This window comes from Pseudomonas sp. B707, from assembly GCF_022496685.1.
Lineage (GTDB): Bacteria > Pseudomonadota > Gammaproteobacteria > Pseudomonadales > Pseudomonadaceae > Aquipseudomonas > Aquipseudomonas paraglycinae.
The window spans coordinates 318,618-336,836 of sequence record NZ_WTVE01000025.1 but is presented as its reverse complement, the minus strand read 5'-3'; the positions used below and the strand labels follow the sequence as shown (position 1 = coordinate 336,836).

Below are 18,219 nucleotides of genomic sequence, written 5' to 3'. Positions count from 1 at the left end.
TTTTGACTTTAGCTATACACCCGGCCAAGGAGCTGCCGATGGCTTTCAAACTGATCGAGCACATCGCGTGTGATCTGATCCTGTGTGAAGCCCATCAGGTCGTAGTCCTGGCTGCCGTTGTGCAGGTACACCTCGGCGCGGTAGAAACGCTGGCGCGCTTCATCGGACTGGACCGACTCGCTCGGGGTCGCCAGGTAGCCGTCCAGGCTCACTTCGTAGACAAAAGGGTTGCCCTCTTCCATCTCGACCCGCACGCCCATGCAGCGCTTGGATTTGCCCAGCAGCGTCTGCACTTCCAGACCCTGTGCACGCATCTGCGCAGCGGCATCTTCCAGCGCCGGGCTGACGTGTTTGTCCATGAAGCGCTGAACCACCGACTGGCTCGGTTGCAGATCCAGCTGGGTCAGGCGCTCGCTGAAACCACGACGACCGCGTTCAGCCAGTTGCGCCTGCTCCTGTTCGATCTGCATGTCCTGGCGCATCGCCTTGTGCAGGCCGAACATGAAGCACACCAGGACCACCGAGAACGGCAGACCGGCCAGCACCACCATGGTCTGCATGGCTTCGAAGTTACCGGCGAACAGCAGGCCGATGGTCACCAGAGTGATCACGACCGACCAGAAGATCCGCAGCCAGTGCGGGGCGTCTTCGTCGACGTTGCCGCCCTTGCAGGACAGGTTCGCCATCATCACCGCGCCGGAGTCGGCCGGGGTCAGGAACAGCACGAAACCAACAAAGATCGACACGCCGATGACGACTTTCGACGCCGGGTAGTGTTCAAGCAACTGATAGATCGCCATCGACGGCTGTTCCAGCGCCGTCTTGCCGAGTTCCACCGCACCCTGGTTCATCACCAGATCCAGCGCCGAGTTACCGAAGATCGACAGCCACGCCAGGGTGAAACCCAGCGGAATCAGCAGCACACCAGCCACCAGCTCACGCACGGTACGACCACGGGAAATACGCGCGATGAACATGCCGACGAATGGGGCCCAGGAAATCCACCACGCCCAGTAGAACAGAGTCCACAGGCCCAGCCAGCGGTCGGATTTCTCGCTGTCGCCTTCATAGACGTACAGGTCGAAAGTCTTCAGCACCACGCCGTTGAGGTAGTCGCCGATGTTCTGCACGAAGCCGTTGAGCAAGTGCAGGGTCGGGCCGAACAGCAGGACGAAAATCAGCAGGCCACTGAACAGGATGATGTTCAGGTTGGACAGACGACGGATGCCGTTTTCCACACCGGACACGGCAGCGATGGTCGCCACGGTGCTCATCACGATGATCACGATCAGCAGGTTGGTGTTGCTGTGTTCCATGCCGAACAGGTTTTCCAGACCAGAAGACACTTGCAGCGAGCCGATCCCCAGGTTGGTCACCAGACCCAGCAGGGTCACGAACATGCCGAAGCCGTCCACCGCATGACCGGCAGCGCCTTTGACCCAACGCTCGCCCACCAGCGGGTACAGCGCCGAACGCAGGGCCAGCGGCTGGTTATGACGATAAGCGAAATAAGCCACGGCCAGACCGACCAGCGCATAGATCGCCCAGCCGTGCAGGCCCCAGTGCAGGAAAGTCAGCTGAACGGCCTGACGTGCCGCCATGTTGGTCGCGGACGCACCTTCCGGCGGATTGAAGTAGTGATCCAGCGGCTCGGAGGCGCCGAAGTACAGCAGCGAAATACCGATACCCGACGAGAACAGCATCCCCGCCCAGGCACCGTAGCTGAAATCCGGGGTGTCGTCCTTGCTACCCAGTTTGAGTTTGCCGTAGGAGGAAAACGCCAGGCCGACCACGAAAACCAGGTAAGCGGCGATCACCACCATGTAGTACCAGCCGAAGCTGCGGGACAACCAGGCCTGAGCCACTCCCAGCATTCTGCCGGCCTCTTGCGGGGCGATGATCAGAATGGCGGTCAACAACAGAATCAGCGCGGTAGAGGTGTAGAACACCCAACCGTTGACCGTCACCTTCTCGGGCGGGGTCTTTATAAGCGAGGCAGAACTCATGGCACAAATGCTCCAGGCAGTGCGAGAGAAGAACACAAGGCAACACGGAACCCGACCAATCGGTTAGTTGGCAGCCGACCGGCGGGTGATATAAAGACACCCCGAAAAAAGCCCGAACCTGCAGAGATGGCATCGCGAATCGCCGTCGTGGCCGAGGCATGGACGTTCATCCGAAACCTGGCCTTGAGCGTCTTGCCCATTCAACACGTCCATCGAACATCGAACCGCGCCTTGCCCCGCGCAGGTTTCGAGCCTTTTCGGATGTCGGTTTTATCGCCACTTACACGTAGGAAAAATCTGTAGGCAGCGACGATTTGTCGCAGATCTTATTCTTTGTTGATTGAACGTTCAATCAAAACAAAATAGACTGGCCCTCAATCCGATAGGCGTCATTCGCCCGTCGGAAGGCCTAAGGAGATGTGCAAGATGCCCAAGGTCGGTATGCAACCCATCCGCCGCCAACAACTGATCGAAGCCACTTTGCAGGCGGTTGATCAGGTCGGAATGGGGGACGCCAGCATTGCGCTGATCGCCCGTTTGGCCGGTGTCTCGAATGGCATCATCAGTCACTATTTTCAGGACAAGAATGGCCTGATCGCCGCCACGATGCGGTATCTGATGACCGCCCTCAGCGAGAGCGTCACCGCGCGCCGTCAGGCGCTGGCAGACAACAGCCCCCGGGCGCATCTGCAGGTGATCATCGAAGGAAACTTCGACGCCAGCCAGGTCAATGGCCCGGCAATGAAAACCTGGCTGGCCTTCTGGGCCACCAGCATGCACCAGCCGTCTTTGCACAGGTTGCAGCGGATCAACGATCACCGTCTGTATTCCAACCTGTGCTGCGAGTTCCGCCGTGTGTTGCCGCTCGAAGATGCGCGCACCGCCGCCCGTGGACTGGCAGCTCTGATCGACGGTTTGTGGTTGCGCGGCGCGCTGTCGGGAGACGCTTTCGACACTGCGCAGGCGCAACAGATCGCTTACGAATACATGGATTTCCAATTGGCCAAGCAGGTGAGCTAGAGCACAGAGAAAACGCTCGGCCCCTGAACTGTCACCGACCAGTGATGCCACAGCTATATGGCTCACCCGGTGACCAACGCCAACCACTAATGCACTTGCGAGGACACTATGGCCCGTTTCGAACTGCAAAAACTCTACATCGATGGCGCGTACTCCGACGCCGGCAGCGATGCCACCTTCGAAGCCATCAACCCGGCTAACGGTGAAGTCCTCGCACAAGTGCAACGTGCGACCAAGGAAGACGTCGAGCGTGCTGTGGTCAGCGCCGAAAAGGGCCAGAAAATCTGGGCCGCGATGACCGCCATGGAGCGTTCGCGCATCCTGCGTCGTGCCGTCGACATCCTGCGCGAGCGCAACGATGAACTGGCTGCCCTGGAAACCCTGGACACCGGTAAAGCCTTCTCCGAAACCAAGTACGTCGACATCGTCACTGGCGCCGACGTGCTGGAATACTACGCAGGCCTGGTGCCCGCCATCGAAGGCGAGCAGATCCCGCTGCGTGACACTTCCTTCGTCTACACCCGTCGCGAGCCGCTGGGCGTTGTCGCCGGTATCGGCGCGTGGAACTACCCGATTCAGATCGCTCTGTGGAAATCCGCTCCAGCCCTGGCGGCCGGTAACGCGATGATCTTCAAGCCAAGCGAAGTCACCTCGCTGACCACCCTGAAACTGGCCGAAATCTACACCGAAGCCGGCGTTCCGAACGGCGTGTTCAACGTACTGACCGGCAGCGGCCGTGAAGTCGGCACCTGGCTGACCGAGCACCCGCGCATCGAGAAGATCTCTTTCACCGGCGGCACCGACACCGGCAAGAAGGTCATGGCCAGCGCTTCGGCTTCGTCGCTCAAAGACGTGACCATGGAACTGGGCGGAAAGTCTCCGCTGATCATCTGTGACGACGCCGACCTGGATCGCGCCGCCGACACCGCCATGATGGCCAACTTCTACAGCTCCGGTCAGGTCTGCACCAACGGCACTCGCGTGTTCGTGCCGAGCCACCTGAAAGCCGCTTTCGAAGCCAAGATCGTCGAGCGCGTTGCGCGCATCCGCGTTGGCAACCCGGAAGACGAAAACACCAACTTCGGCCCGCTGGTCAGCTTCCCGCACATGGAAAGCGTGCTGGGCTACATCGCCAAAGGTAAAGAAGAAGGCGCCCGCGTTCTGTGCGGTGGCGAACGTTTGACCGACGGCGAATTCGCCAAGGGCGCGTTCGTGGCTCCGACCGTGTTCACCGACTGCACCGACGACATGACCATCGTCCGTGAAGAAATCTTCGGCCCGGTAATGGCGATCCTGACCTACGAAACCGAAGAAGAAGTGATCCGTCGCGCCAACGACACCGACTTCGGCCTGGCCGCCGGTATCGTCACCCGCGACCTGAACCGCGCCCACCGCGTGATTCATCAACTGGAAGCCGGTATCTGCTGGATCAACGCCTGGGGCGAGTCCGACGCAAAAATGCCGGTTGGCGGTTACAAGCAGTCGGGCGTCGGCCGTGAGAACGGCATCAGCTCGCTGAACAACTTCACTCGCATCAAATCGGTACAGGTCGAGCTGGGCGATTACGTCTCGGTGTTCTAAGACCCGCCATCGTGTGCTGCCCGCGGAGCCGCCTTCGCGGGCAAGCCCGCTCCCACAAGGGAAGCGCTGGCTGTCTGACCTGACCAACTTCAAAGAGGGTGCATTCAATGTCCCAAGAATTCGATTACATCATCGTCGGTGCCGGCTCTGCCGGTAACACCCTGGCGACCCGTCTGACTGAAGACGAAGGCGTCACCGTCCTGCTGCTCGAAGCCGGTGGCCCGGACTACCGTCTCGACTTCCGCACGCAGATGCCGGCAGCCCTGGCATTCCCGCTGCAAGGCCGCCGCTACAACTGGGCGTACGAAACCGATCCTGAGCCACACATGGACGGTCGCCGGATGGAATGCGGTCGCGGCAAGGGCCTCGGCGGTTCCTCGCTGATCAACGGCATGTGCTACATCCGCGGCAACGCAATGGACTACGACGGCTGGGCGAAACTGCCAGGCCTGGAAGACTGGTCCTACCTCGATTGCCTGCCGTATTTCCGTAAAGCGGAAACCCGCGACATCGGCCCGAACGACTACCACGGTGGCGACGGACCGGTCAGCGTGACCACGCCGAAAGCGGGCAACAACCCGCTGTTCCACGCCATGGTTGAAGCTGGCGTGCAAGCCGGTTACCCGCGCACCGAAGACCTGAACGGCTACCAGCAGGAAGGCTTCGGCCCGATGGACCGCACCGTGACGCCGAACGGCCGTCGTGCTTCCACCGCCCGTGGTTACCTGGACGTGGCCAAGAAGCGTTCGACCCTGACCATCGTCACCCACGCCCTGACCGACAAGGTTCTGTTCGAAGGCAAGCGTGCCGTTGGCGTGCGTTACCTGGTCGGCGCCGCTGAAGAACGCGTTGAAGCCCGCGCCCGTAAAGAAGTCATCGTCTGCTCCGGCGCGATCGCTTCGCCGCAACTGCTGCAACGCTCCGGCGTCGGCCCGGCAAAACTGCTGGAAAGCCTCGACATTCCGGTGGTTCACGATCTGCCGGGCGTCGGTGAAAACCTGCAGGATCACCTCGAGCTGTACCTGCAATACGCCTGCACCCAACCGGTCTCGCTGTACCCGTCGCTGCTCTGGTACAACCAGCCGGCCATCGGTGCCGAGTGGCTGTTCAACGGCACCGGCATCGGCGCCAGCAACCAGTTCGAAGCCGGCGGTTTCATCCGTACCCGTCCGGAATTCGAGTGGCCGAACATCCAGTATCACTTCCTGCCGGTGGCGATTAACTACAACGGCAGCAACGGTGTGAAAGAGCACGGTTTCCAGGCGCACATGGGTTCCATGCGTTCGCCGAGCCGCGGTCGCGTCCAGGTCAAATCCAAGGATCCGCGCCAGCACCCGAGCATCCTGTTCAACTACATGGCCACCGAGCAGGACTGGCAGGAATTCCGCGACGGCATCCGCCTGACCCGTGAAATCATGCAACAGCCTGCACTGGACGCCTTCCGTGGCCGTGAAATCAGCCCGGGCATCGAAGTGCAAACCGATGAGCAGCTGGACAAGTTCATCCGCGAGCACGCCGAAACCGCGTTCCACCCGTCCTGCTCGTGCAAGATGGGCACCGACGACATGGCAGTAGTGGATGGCGAAGGCCGCGTGCATGGCATGCAGGGTCTGCGTGTGGTCGATGCCTCGATCATGCCGATCATCACCACTGGCAACCTGAACGCGCCGACGATCATGATCGCCGAGAAAATCGCCGACAAGATCCGTGGCCGCCAGCCATTGCCGCGCAGCAACGCACCTTACTACGTCGCTGGCGATGCGCCGGTGAAAGGCAAGGCACTGCGTGAAGTGAGTGCTGTTGCTCAGTAAACCGTAATACCGCGTCACGGCTAATCGCTGGCAAGCCAGCTCCCACAGGTTTTGCGTCGTTCACAGATTCTGTGACCACCAAAAAACCTGTGGGAGCGGGCTTGCCCGCGATGAGGCCATGCAATTCACCGCAAATTCTCCTGCTTCACAGTAAATCCTCCGACACCCCCTCTTCACTTGATCCTACCCCCTCGCAGGCCTACTCTAGTCCTCGCCCAATCGTTTCACCCCCTCCCCGCCGAATCCGCTTCGCCGTTTCTCCCATGACAAGGAGGTTTCCCTGATGTTCGATTTCCACCCCCAGCTCAAGCAGCGCTTCGCTGCCTTGCGCACGGGCGCCGAGTTTTTTTCCTTGCGGTATGTGCGCGAGTCCGGCCAGTACCTGTCGGTGCGCAAGAATGTCGCCGAGCCGCCGAGCCTGAGCCGCGACGAAGGCGCGATGCTCACCGTCCGGGTCAACGGCGTCGAAGCCTACGCCGCGACCAATGACCTGTCGCAACAAGGCCTGCAAACCGCCCTCGAGCGCGCCGAGCAGCAGGCCCGGCGGATCAAGCCCCACGCCCTGCTCGACCTGAGCCAGCAGCCGGTGTCCAGCGACCGCGCCGACTACTTTTCACCCAATCTGGAACAACCCTTTCCGTCCCTGAGCGAATGCTTCGAGCTGCTCGGCGCGGAATCCGCCTCGGTGCCAAAGGATGAGCGCCTGGTGAACTGGGAAGTGAGCATCGGCATCACCCACGTCGAACAGATCTATTTGAGCAGCGCCGGCGCCGAATTGCGCCAGGCCCAGCGTTTCGTCTATCCGGGCCTGAGCGTCACCGCCTACGACGGCAACGACAGCCAGACCCGCAGCCTCGGCCGCGAGAACTTCGGCCAGCAGGGCGGCGCCGACGTGATCAGCCGCTGCGGTTTGATCGGTGCTGGCCCGCAAGTCGCCGATCAGACGCTGCAACTGCTGCTCGCACCGAACACCCCGCAAGGCCCGCGTGATTTGCTGCTGATGCCCGACCAGATGATGTTGCAGATCCACGAATCCATCGGCCACCCGCTGGAGCTCGACCGGATCCTCGGCGACGAGCGCAATTACGCCGGCACCAGTTTCGTCAAAGCCTCGGATTTCGGCAGCCTGCAATACGGCTCGAAACTGCTCAACGTGACGTTCGATCCGGGCATTCCCGAAGAACTGGCGAGTTACGGTCACGATGACGACGGTTCCAAAGCCAGCAAACAATTCCTGATTCGCGAAGGCCTGCTGGTCCGTCCGTTGGGCGGCGCACTGTCGCAGTTCCGCGCGGGTCTGGACGGCGTCGCCAACAGCCGCGCCTGTGGCTGGAACCGCCCACCGATCGACCGCATGGCCAACCTCAACATCGAGCCGGGCGACCAGCCGCTGGAGCAACTGATCGGCGGCATCGAAAACGGCATTCTGATGAGCACCAACCGCTCATGGTCGATCGACGATGCCCGCAACAAATTCCAGTTCGGCTGCGAATGGGGCCAGTTGATCGAAAACGGCGAACTCAAGGGCGTGGTGAAAAACCCGAACTACCGGGGCATTTCCGCGCACTTCTGGAAGAGTCTGCGCGCCGTCGGCAACGCCGGCACCACTCAGGTGCTGGGCACGCCGAACTGCGGCAAGGGCGAACCGAACCAGGTGATCCGCGTCGGCCACGCTTCACCGGCCTGCGTGTTCAGCAATGTTGATGTGTTTGGGGGAGACGCCTGATGAGTATTTCCAAGAGCCAGTCCGAGGCGTTCAAGCTGCTGGTCAACTGGCTGCACGATGCCGTGCGCGAGCCGGAACAGTTCACCCTGAGTTACGACGCCGAATCGTCGGCCTTCGTCCGTTTCAACCACGCCAAGGTGCGTCAGGCCGGGCAGGTGCAGCAAGCCGGTATTGGTCTGAAACTGATCGACGACGGTCGCCATGCCGACCTGCACATCACCCTGTCCGGCGAGCAGGCCACCGACCTGCAACGTCTTGCCGAAGGCTTGCAGCAACTGCGCGAAACCCTGCCGCTGCTGCCGCAGGATCCGTACCTGTTGCTCAACCACAACGGCTGGCAGAGCCAGAGTGTGCAGGAGCATCCGCTGCCGGACACCGAGCAGGTCGTGGCGCAAATCGCCCAGGCGGCCGAAGGTCTGGATCTGGTCGGTTTCTACGCTGCCGGCCCGATCAGCCGTGGTTTCGCCAGCTCTTCCGGCGCATTCGGCTGGCATCAGGCCAACAGCTTCAACTTCGATTTCAGCCTGTTCCACGAGAACGGCGAAGCGGTGAAGGCCAGCTACGCCGGGCATGACTGGAACAGCGAAGACTTCGCCAAACGCATCCAGCAGGCCCGCGAACAACTCGAGTTTCTCGGTCGCCCACTGCGCACCCTGCCGCCCGGCCAATACCGCGCCTATCTGGCGCCGGCGGCGCTGGAGGAAATCATGGGCATGCTGTGCTGGGGCGGTTTCTCGGCGCAGTCGATTGCCAGCAAAAGCAGCCCGCTGCAGAAGCTGTATGCCGGCGATCAGGCATTCAGTCCGCTGGTGTCCCTCGACGAGAAAGTCAGCGACTCGCTGAGCCCGGCATTCTCCGGCGAAGGTTACCCGCGCAGCGATCTGCGGTTGATCATCGAAGGCAAAGCGGGTGATCAGTTGGTGGGTTCGCGCAGTGCCGCCGAGTACGGTCTGACGGCCAACGGTGCCGGCGGTGGCGAATCGCCGAGCGCGCTGAACATGGCCGCCGGCGACTTGTCCCAGGCCGAGATCCTCAAGCAGTTGGGCACCGGGTTGTACATCAGCAATCTGTGGTACCTGAACTTCTCCGATCAACCGGCGGCACGCCTTACCGGCATGACCCGGTTTGCCACGTTCTGGGTCGAGAACGGCGAGATTCAGGCACCGGTCAGCACCATGCGTTTCGACGACAGTGCCTACAGCCTGCTGGGTTCGCATCTGGAAGCGTTGACCGCCGAACGGGAATTGCTGCTGTCGGCGAGCACTTACAGCCAGCGCAATACCTCGTCGGCATTGCTGCCGGGGGCCTTGGTGAGCCGATTGACCTTGACCTTGTAAAAGCATCGCGAGCAGGCTCGCTCCCACAGGTTCGCGCAGTCCATGTGGAAACGAGCCTGCTCGCGATGAAGTCACCCCGGATTTACTGCGCCCATCACCAGAGGTTCCATGCCCAACCGCCCGCCTCTCGACGCCATCACCGCCCGCTGGTTGCCATGGGTCGTCGCCATCGCTTTCTTCATGCAGTCCCTCGACGGGACCATCCTCAACACCGCCCTGCCGGCCATGGCCCGGGATCTGGCCGAAGACCCGCTGCGCATGCAGGGCGTGATCATCGCCTACATGCTCACCGTGGCCCTGCTGATTCCCGCCTCGGGCTGGATCGCCGACCGCTTCGGCACCAAGAAAATCTTCTTCGGCGCGATCCTGCTGTTCAGCCTTGGCTCGCTGCTCTGCGCCCTGTCGAGCAGCCTGAGCATGCTGATCGGCGCGCGCGTGATCCAGGGCCTCGGCGGTGCGCTGATGCTGCCGGTCGGGCGTTTGGTGGTGCTGCGCGCCTACCCGCGCTCGGAACTGGTGCGGATCATGGGTTTCATCACCATTCCCGGCCTGCTCGGCCCGCTGATCGGCCCGACCATGGGCGGCTGGATGGTGGAATACCTGACGTGGCACTGGATCTTCCTGATCAACCTGCCGGTCGGCGTCATCGGTTGCTACGCGGTGTGGAAATTCATCCCCGACCTGCGCGGCACCGAGCGCACGCGTTTCGATAGCCTGGGTTTCCTGCTGTTCGGCTCGGCGATGGTGCTGATCACTATCGCCATGGAAGGCCTCGGCGAACTGCACCTGCCACACCTGCGGGTGATGCTGTTGCTGTTCGGCGGCATGGCGTGTCTGGCGGCGTACTGGCTGCGCGCCGGGCACATTGAAAACCCGCTGTTCGCGCCGTCACTGTTCAAGACCCGCACCTTCGCGGTCGGCATTCTCGGCAACCTGTTCGCCCGTCTGGGCAGCGGCGCCCTGCCGTTTCTGGTGCCGCTGCTGCTGCAAGTGGCGCTGGGGTATTCGCCGTCCCAGGCCGGGATGAGCATGCTGCCGCTGGCCGCAGCCGCGATGGTCGCCAAGTGGGGCGCGCGGCCACTGATCGAGCGTCTGGGCTATCGCATCGTGCTGACCGGCAACACCCTGTTTCTAGGGATCATGCTGGCGAGCATGGGCCTGGTCAGCGAGCAGACGCCATACTGGCTGCTGCTGTGCCTGCTGGCGGTTCTCGGGGCGATCAACTCGCTGCAATTCACCGCGATGAACACCGTGACCCTGATCGACCTCGACGACGCCAGCGCCAGCAGCGGCAACAGTTTGCTGTCGGTGGTGGCGCAGTTGTCGCTGAGCCTTGGCGTGGCGTGCGCCGGTGCGCTGCTCGGCGGCTTTACGGCGGAGATCGGCAATGACGGCGTTGAGACCGTGTTGGGCGCGTTTCAGCTCACGTTCGTGACCGTTGGGATCATGGCGATGCTCGCTGCGACGATCTTTTCGCAGCTCTCGAAGAATGACGGACGGCGAGTCAGACGTCCGGAAGAGCACATCGAGTCTTAGGGCTATTGGCCACCGGGCTGGTACACTGCGCGACATTTTGTTTTGCAGGCCAGTCCCGTGACCACCATCGCCACCGCTTTTAATACTTTGCCGCTGTCCGCCGCCATGCTGGCTAACCTCGACTCCCTCGGTTATGCCCAGATGACGCCGATCCAGGCGCAGAGCTTGCCGGTGATCCTCAAGGGGATGGACCTGATCGCCCAGGCCAAGACCGGCAGCGGCAAGACCGCCGCGTTCGGCATCGGCCTGCTGAACCCGATCAATCCGCGCTACTTCGGTTGCCAGGCGCTGGTGATTTGCCCGACCCGTGAGCTGGCTGACCAGGTCGCCAAGGAAATCCGTCGTCTGGCCCGTGCCGAAGACAACATCAAGGTCCTGACCCTGTGCGGCGGCGTGTCCTTCGGCCCGCAGATCGGCTCGCTGGAGCACGGCGCGCACATCATCGTCGGCACCCCGGGCCGCATCCAGCAGCACCTGCGCAAGGGTTCGTTGGTCCTCGACGGCCTGAACACGCTGATCCTCGACGAAGCCGATCGCATGCTCGACATGGGTTTCTACGACGCCATCGAAGACATCATCGAGCAGACCCCGGCCCGTCGTCAGACCCTGCTGTTCTCCGCTACTTATCCGGTGGGCATCAAGCAACTGGCGTCGAAGTTCATGCGCGACCCGCAAACGGTCAAGGCCGAAGCGTTCCACGACGACACCCAGATCGAACAGCGCTTCTACGAGATTTCCCCGGAAGAGCGCATGAGCGCGGTGACCAAGGTCCTGCACCACTTCCGTCCGGCCTCCACCGTGGCCTTCTGCTTCACTAAGCAGCAAGTGCAGGAAACCGTCGATCACCTGACGTCCAAAGGCATTTCCGCCGTCGGCCTGCACGGCGACCTGGAACAGCGTGACCGCGATCAGGTGCTGGCGATGTTTGCCAACCGCAGTACTTCGGTGCTGGTTGCCACTGACGTTGCCGCCCGTGGTCTGGACATCGATGCACTGGACATGGTGATCAACGTCGAACTGGCCCGCGACTCGGAAATCCACATTCACCGCGTCGGCCGCACCGGTCGTGCCGGCGAGAAAGGCATCGCGGTCAGCCTCGTTGCGCCGTCCGAAGCGCACCGCGCGCAAGCCATCGAGCAACTGCAGAAAACCCCGCTGAACTGGGATCAGGTGGACAACCTCAGGTCCCAGGGCGGTGCCCCGCTTCAACCGCCGATGAGCACGCTGTGCATCGCTGGCGGGCGCAAGGACAAGGTGCGTCCGGGCGACATTCTGGGCGCACTGACCGGTGAGGCCGGCATTCCGGGCGCCCAGGTCGGCAAGATCGCGATCTTCGACTTCCAGTCCTATGTGGCCGTCGAGCGCACCGTGGTCATGCAGGCGCTGCAGCGCTTGAACAACGGCAAGATCAAGGGCCGTTCGCTGCGCGTTCGCGTTTTGTAAGAACGCTTGATCGTTCCCAAGCTCTGCGTGGGAATGCATCCTGTGACGCTCCGCGTCACGATTCAAAAGCGGACGCAGAGCGTCCATGGCGGCATTCCCACGCAGAGCGTGGGAACAATCTACGTGATGATTGTGTGAGGACACCGTTTTGCGCTCTACCGAAGTCGTGATCATTGGCGCTGGCGCCGCAGGGTTGATGTGTGCACTGACCGCCGCCGGGCGCGGGCGTCAGGTGATGCTGCTCGACCACGCGAACAAGGCCGGCAAGAAAATCCTGATGTCCGGCGGTGGGCGCTGCAACTTCACCAACATGTACACCGAACCGAGCAATTTTCTCTCGCAGAATGCGCACTTCTGCAAATCCGCGCTGGCCCGCTACACCCAGTGGGATTTCATCGGCATGGTCGCCAAGCACGGCGTGCCGTACCACGAGAAGAAACTCGGCCAGCTGTTCTGCGATAACAAGTCCAGCGACATCCTCGGCATGCTGCTGGACGAGTGCGATCAGGTCGGCGTCAACCTGCACCTCGACACCTCGATCCAGACCATCGAGAAGGTCGAAGGTGGTTATCTGCTCGACACCACCCTCGGCCAGATCCAGTGCCAGTCGCTGGTGATCGCCACTGGCGGCCTGTCGATCCCGACATTGGGCGCGACCGGTTTCGGTTATCAGGTCGCCAAGCAATTCGGTCACGACCTGCTGCCGACCCGCGCCGGTCTGGTGCCGTTCACCATCACCGATCAGCTCAAGGACTTGTGCACCGAACTGTCCGGCACCTCGGTGGATTGCCTGGTCAGCTGCAACGATCAGAGCTTTCGCGAGAACATCCTGTTCACTCACCGTGGCCTGAGCGGGCCGGCGATTCTGCAGATTTCCTCGTTCTGGGAGCCGGGCGACACGGTCGAAATCAACCTGCTGCCCGATCATGACGCCGCGAGCTGGCTGCAACAGCAAACCGCCGAACGTCCGAACAGCGAACTGAAAACCCTGCTCGGTGAAATCTTCACCAAGAAGATGGCCAACCTGCTGGCGGACAACTGGTTTGTCTCCAAACCGATGAAGCAGTACACCCACGCCGAACTGGCGGACATCGCCGAGAAGCTCGGCAGCTGGAAAGTCGTCCCGGCCGGCACCGAGGGCTATCGCACCGCCGAAGTCACCCTCGGTGGCGTCGACACTCGTGAAGTGTCGTCCAAGACCATGGAATCGCTGAAAAGCCCGGGCCTCTACTTTGTCGGCGAAGTGCTCGACGTCACCGGACATCTGGGCGGATTCAACTTCCAGTGGGCGTGGGCCTCTGGTTACGCTGCCGCGCAGTACGTCTGACCCAGGTTTTTTTAGATTTGAAATGCAATCCCTGTGGGAGCTGGCTTGCCAGCGATGGCGGCCTGACAGTCAGCAATGATGTTGGGTGTACTGGCCTCATCGCTGGCAAGCCAGCTCCCACAGGTTTGTGTGCAAGATTCAAAATTTGAAGTCGGCGCAGGAACCCAAAGGAACACTTTTTGCTGTCAGATGTGATCGGCGCCATTGCGTCGGCGTCATTACTGGCTCAATTTAGCGGCATCGCCTCGGAAGGCCTTCGCACTTCATGTCCTCGACCTCGTTTCGTCAGTCTTTGCGGCGCCTGTGGGCGCTGGATAAATTCAGCTACAGCGTGCGGGTGTTCATCGCCCTGACCGGCAGCATGGCGCTGTGCTGGTATCAGGATGAAATGGGGCTGCTGATCCCGCTGTTCCTCGGGATTATCGCCAGCGCCTTGGCCGAGACCGACGACAGTTGGCAGGGTCGCCTCAACGCACTGGCGGTGACGCTGGTGTGTTTCAGCGTCGCGGCGCTGTCGGTGGAATTGTTGTTCCCCTACCCCATCGTGTTCGTCATCGCCCTGGCACTGGCCAGTTTCGGCCTGACCATGCTCGGTGCGCTGGGCGAACGGTATGGCGCGATTGCTTCGGCGACCCTGATTCTTTCCGTCTACACCATGATCGGCGTGGATCAGCGCGGCGGCGCGGTCACGGATTTCTGGCACGAGCCGATGCTGCTGGTGGCCGGTGCCGCGTGGTACGGCCTGCTGTCGGTGCTGTGGCAGGCGATGTTTTCCAATCAGCCGGTGCAGCAGAGTCTGGCGCGGCTGTTCCGCGAACTCGGCTATTACCTGAAGCTGAAATCCTCGCTGTTCGAGCCGATCCGTCAGATGGACGTCGAAGCCCGGCGACTGGAACTGGCCCAGCAGAACGGCCGGGTCGTCGCAGCCCTGAACAGCGCTAAGGAAATCATCCTGCACCGGGTCGGCAACGGTCGCCCGGGCTCGAAAGTCAGCCGTTACCTGAAGCTGTACTTCCTGGCGCAAGACATCCACGAACGCGCCAGTTCTTCCCACTACCCCTACAACGCCCTGGCCGATGCGTTTTTCCACAGCGATGTCTTGTTCCGCTGCCAGCGCCTGCTGCGCCAGCAAGGCAAGGCCTGTCGGGCGCTGGCCGAATCGATCCAGATGCGTCAGCCGTTCATCTACGACGCGAGTTTCGCCGAAGCCCTGAGCGACCTGCACGCCTCCCTCGAACACCTGCGCATCCAGAGCAACCCGGCCTGGCGCGGGCTGCTGCGTTCATTGCGCGCACTGGCGGCCAACCTCGGCACCCTCGACCGTTTGCTCAGTGACGCCAGCAACCCTGACGCCCTGGCCGATGCCACCGACAGCAGCCTGCTCGACCGCTCGCCGCGCAACTTCAAGGACGTGTGGATTCGTCTGCGCACGCAGCTGACGCCGACCTCGCTGCTGTTCCGTCACGCCCTGCGTTTGCCGCTGGCGTTGAGCATCGGCTACGGCATGGTGCACTTGATTCACCCGTCGCAGGGTTACTGGATCATCCTCACCACGCTGTTCGTCTGCCAGCCGAACTACGGCGCCACCCGGCGCAAACTCGGTCAGCGGATTTTCGGCACGGCGATCGGCCTGACGATTGCCTGGGCGCTGTTCGATCTGTTCCCGAATCCGCTGGTGCAGTCGTGCTTCGCCATCGCCGCCGGCGTGGTGTTCTTTACCAACCGCACCACCCGCTACACCGTGGCGACCGCCGCGATCACGATCATGGTGCTGTTCTGCTTCAACCAGGTCGGCGATGGTTACGGGCTGTTCGTGCCGAGATTGTTCGATACCTTGCTCGGCAGCCTGATTGCGGGGCTTGCGGTATTCCTGTTCCTGCCGGACTGGCAGGGTCGGCGCCTGAACAAAGTCCTGGCCAACACCCTCACCTGCAACAGCATTTACCTGCGTCAGATCATGCAGCAATACGCCGCCGGCAAGAGCGACGACCTCGCCTATCGCCTGGCCCGGCGCAACGCGCACAACGCTGACGCCGCACTCTCCACGACGCTGGCGAACATGCTGATGGAGCCGGGGCATTTCCGGAAGGAAGCCGACGTGGGCTTTCGCTTCCTGGTGCTGTCGCACACCTTGCTCAGCTATCTGTCAGGGCTTGGCGCGCACCGGGAAACCCAGCTGCCGGCCGAGGTGCGCGAACACCTGATCGACGGCGCCGGCGTGAGTCTGGCGGCGAGCATCGATGAAATCGCCCAGGGGCTGGCGAGCAAACAGCCGATTGCGATTCAGAGCGATGAGGAAGAAGCGCTGGCCAATGAGCTGGAGCAGATGCCGGACGAAATCGACGAAGGCCAGCGGCTGGTGCAGACGCAACTGGCGTTGATCTGCCGTCAACTCGGGCCGTTGCGCACGCTCGCGGCGCATCTGATCAAAGACACAGCCGAAGACTGAGCCGCCTCACATTCCATGCTGCCTGAGCAGCTTGTCATAGCTGCCATCGGCCTTCATCGATGCAATCGCCTTGTCGAACCCGGCCACGATCTGTTCGTGCTGCGGGTTCTTCAGACTGACCAGAATGTGAAGGCTGTTCTCGCTCAACGGTTTGGGCAAAAACTCCACCGCGTTACGCACTTTCGGTGATTCCCGGGCCAGGTAATAGCGGGCGACGTATTCGTCTTCCAGAGTCAGCTTGACCCGGTCCGCCGCGAGCATACGCACGGCCATGGCGAAGTTATGCACAGGGACTTTCTGCAACGCGGTGTCGGCATCGAACGGCGCCGAATAGGCGTAGCCGCGCACGACCGCAACCGGATAGGTGTGCAGTTCCTGCAGGTTGTTGTATTCGATGGGCGCGTCTTTGCGCTTGAGGAAGCGCACGCGATTGAGCAGGTACTCAGCGGAAAACTGCCCGATCTTCGTGCGCTCGTCGTTGTACCAGGCGTTGACCAGCACGTCGTAACGTCCTTCGCCAACCCCCATCAACGCCCGCGCCCACGGCACCTGCTCATAACCGCTGGCATAACCGGCACGGGCTAGGGCCGTGCTGACGATGTCGGTCGCCAGCCCACCGTTGACCAGTGTGTCATCGGTAAAGGGCGGCCAGACGTCGAACACCAGACGCAATTTCTCCGCTGCCGCGCTTTGACCCAGCAACAGCAATCCGATCAAAGCAAAGGCTCGATGCAATCGCGGCATGCTTGAAAATCCTTAGCGGGCGGGCCGCCCGGCGTGTTTTCAGTCAAAACCCCAAGGCCCCTTACCGGCGAATCCCAGGCCCTAACCTTAGCTCATTGAAGCCATCGCACAGCGCTTCCCAGCAGATTACACAAAGTACGGCGGGCCGCGATATTGGAATGATGGCATTTTGGCCTTTGTCACAGATTTCTCAGCCATACAGACATATTTCGGCGGGGCGCTTAGTATCGGGCGACGTTGTTCAAGGAATCGGAAGATGACAATCGAGTGGGTCTGCAAACATCACAGCGATCTGGGACTGGAGCAGCTGTACGCCATTTTGAAATTGCGCTCGGAAGTGTTCGTGGTCGAACAGCGCTGCGCGTACCTGGATCCGGACGGTCAGGATCTGGACGGTGACACCTGCCATTTGATGGGCTGGGACGATGATCAGCTGGTGGCGTACCTGCGCCTGCTGGACCCGGAATCCCAGGGTGGCGACGTGGTGATCGGCCGCGTACTGACCTCACCGGCCGGGCGTGGCAAAGGACTGGGGCATGAAATGATGGAACAGGCGCTGAAACAGGCGCAGAAGCGCTGGCCTGAGGTGCCGATCTATCTGTCGGCGCAGGCGCATTTGCAGGGGTATTACGGGCGGTATGGGTTTGTGGTGGCGGGTGAGGAATATCTGGAGGATGACATTCCGCACATCGGGATGCGGCGTTCCTGAAAAGCCCCCTCACCCTAACCCTCTCCCGGAGGGAGAGGGGACTGATTGGGGAATATTCGGGAGATACAACGACCTGAACGAGCGTTGTTGAATCCATAATCGCCACACTTGATCAGGTCGATGTATGACGCAAGACACCTCGGTCAGCTCCCTCTCCCTCCGGGAGAGGGCTGGGGTGAGGGCAACAATCTAAAGGCGAACACCCAAACTCAGGGATATTCGAGAACAGCCTTGATCTGCCGCAAATTCCGCTCGATCCACCCCCGATCAATCGCCCCCCACTCACGAATCCGATAGCGCCCCGCATGATTGCGCGCGCCCTCTTCCTGTTCAAACTCGCAGACGATATCCAGATCCGCCAGCGCCGCAATCGTGTCCTGCGCCGTACGCCGGGGCATGCCGGTGACCTCGGTCAGCGCCGGCACGCTGCTCGCCAGGCCGCTGTCGATCAGGTACGCCACGTACAAGCGCCGGTAGAAACTGCTCTTGGTCTTGCTTACGTCCATGCATGCGCTCCGTTGTTTGATGTC

General features: G+C 61.6%; 13 protein-coding genes. 10 read left to right on the top strand and 3 right to left on the bottom strand.

Annotated elements, in window-relative coordinates:
• Positions 1-8: 8 nt before the first annotated feature.
• Positions 9-1,949, bottom strand: coding sequence for a BCCT family transporter (locus GQX66_RS14180; protein WP_223290698.1), 1,941 nt, complete (start codon positions 1,947-1,949; stop codon positions 9-11).
• Between the two features lie 483 nt (positions 1,950-2,432).
• Here GQX66_RS14180 and betI point away from each other — a divergent pair, with 483 nt between their 5' ends.
• The 9 genes from betI (at position 2,433) to yccS (ending at position 16,236) form a co-directional block, all read left to right on the top strand.
• Positions 2,433-3,026, top strand: a complete 594-nt coding sequence (betI, locus tag GQX66_RS14175) for a transcriptional regulator BetI (RefSeq protein ID WP_102716752.1) — start codon at positions 2,433-2,435, stop codon at positions 3,024-3,026.
• Positions 3,027-3,134: 108 nt separating this feature from the next.
• Positions 3,135-4,607: a betaine-aldehyde dehydrogenase gene (gene betB, locus GQX66_RS14170; protein WP_085746649.1), complete on the top strand. Its 1,473-nt coding sequence runs from the start codon at positions 3,135-3,137 to the stop codon at positions 4,605-4,607.
• Positions 4,608-4,714: 107 nt separating this feature from the next.
• Complete coding sequence (gene betA / locus GQX66_RS14165) at positions 4,715-6,418, top strand: choline dehydrogenase (protein ID WP_240869768.1); 1,704 nt, start codon at positions 4,715-4,717, stop codon at positions 6,416-6,418.
• Positions 6,419-6,701: 283 nt separating this feature from the next.
• On the top strand, positions 6,702-8,144 hold the full coding sequence (locus tag GQX66_RS14160) for a TldD/PmbA family protein (protein ID WP_240869757.1): 1,443 nt from the start codon (positions 6,702-6,704) through the stop codon (positions 8,142-8,144).
• Positions 8,144-9,481, top strand: coding sequence for a TldD/PmbA family protein (locus GQX66_RS14155; protein ID WP_240869755.1), 1,338 nt, complete (start codon positions 8,144-8,146; stop codon positions 9,479-9,481). Before GQX66_RS14160 ends, GQX66_RS14155 begins: the two co-directional genes overlap by 1 nt.
• 108 nt (positions 9,482-9,589) lie before the next feature.
• Complete coding sequence (mdtD, locus tag GQX66_RS14150) at positions 9,590-11,017, top strand: multidrug transporter subunit MdtD (protein ID WP_240869753.1); 1,428 nt, start codon at positions 9,590-9,592, stop codon at positions 11,015-11,017.
• Between the two features lie 57 nt (positions 11,018-11,074).
• A complete protein-coding gene (gene dbpA, locus GQX66_RS14145; protein ID WP_240869751.1) occupies positions 11,075-12,460 on the top strand; it encodes an ATP-dependent RNA helicase DbpA in 1,386 nt (461 codons plus the stop codon).
• Between the two features lie 148 nt (positions 12,461-12,608).
• Positions 12,609-13,787, top strand: coding sequence for an NAD(P)/FAD-dependent oxidoreductase (locus GQX66_RS14140; protein WP_085608896.1), 1,179 nt, complete (start codon positions 12,609-12,611; stop codon positions 13,785-13,787).
• Positions 13,788-14,052: 265 nt separating this feature from the next.
• Positions 14,053-16,236, top strand: a complete 2,184-nt coding sequence (gene yccS, locus GQX66_RS14135; protein ID WP_007959728.1) for a YccS family putative transporter — start codon at positions 14,053-14,055, stop codon at positions 16,234-16,236.
• A gap of 6 nt (positions 16,237-16,242) precedes the next feature.
• Here yccS and GQX66_RS14130 read toward each other — a convergent pair whose 3' ends face one another.
• On the bottom strand, positions 16,243-16,980 hold the full coding sequence (locus GQX66_RS14130; RefSeq protein WP_085746655.1) for a transporter substrate-binding domain-containing protein: 738 nt from the start codon (positions 16,978-16,980) through the stop codon (positions 16,243-16,245).
• Between the two features lie 256 nt (positions 16,981-17,236).
• Between GQX66_RS14130 and GQX66_RS14125 the strand changes: the two genes are divergently transcribed.
• Positions 17,237-17,689 (top strand): GNAT family N-acetyltransferase, encoded by a 453-nt coding sequence (locus tag GQX66_RS14125; protein ID WP_102716746.1) that lies wholly within the window; start codon positions 17,237-17,239, stop codon positions 17,687-17,689.
• 209 nt (positions 17,690-17,898) lie between these two features.
• On the opposite strand, the gene GQX66_RS14120 is transcribed toward GQX66_RS14125, so the two are convergent.
• Positions 17,899-18,195, bottom strand: a complete 297-nt coding sequence (locus GQX66_RS14120) for a winged helix-turn-helix domain-containing protein (protein WP_007894945.1) — start codon at positions 18,193-18,195, stop codon at positions 17,899-17,901.
• Positions 18,196-18,219 lie beyond the last annotated feature (24 nt).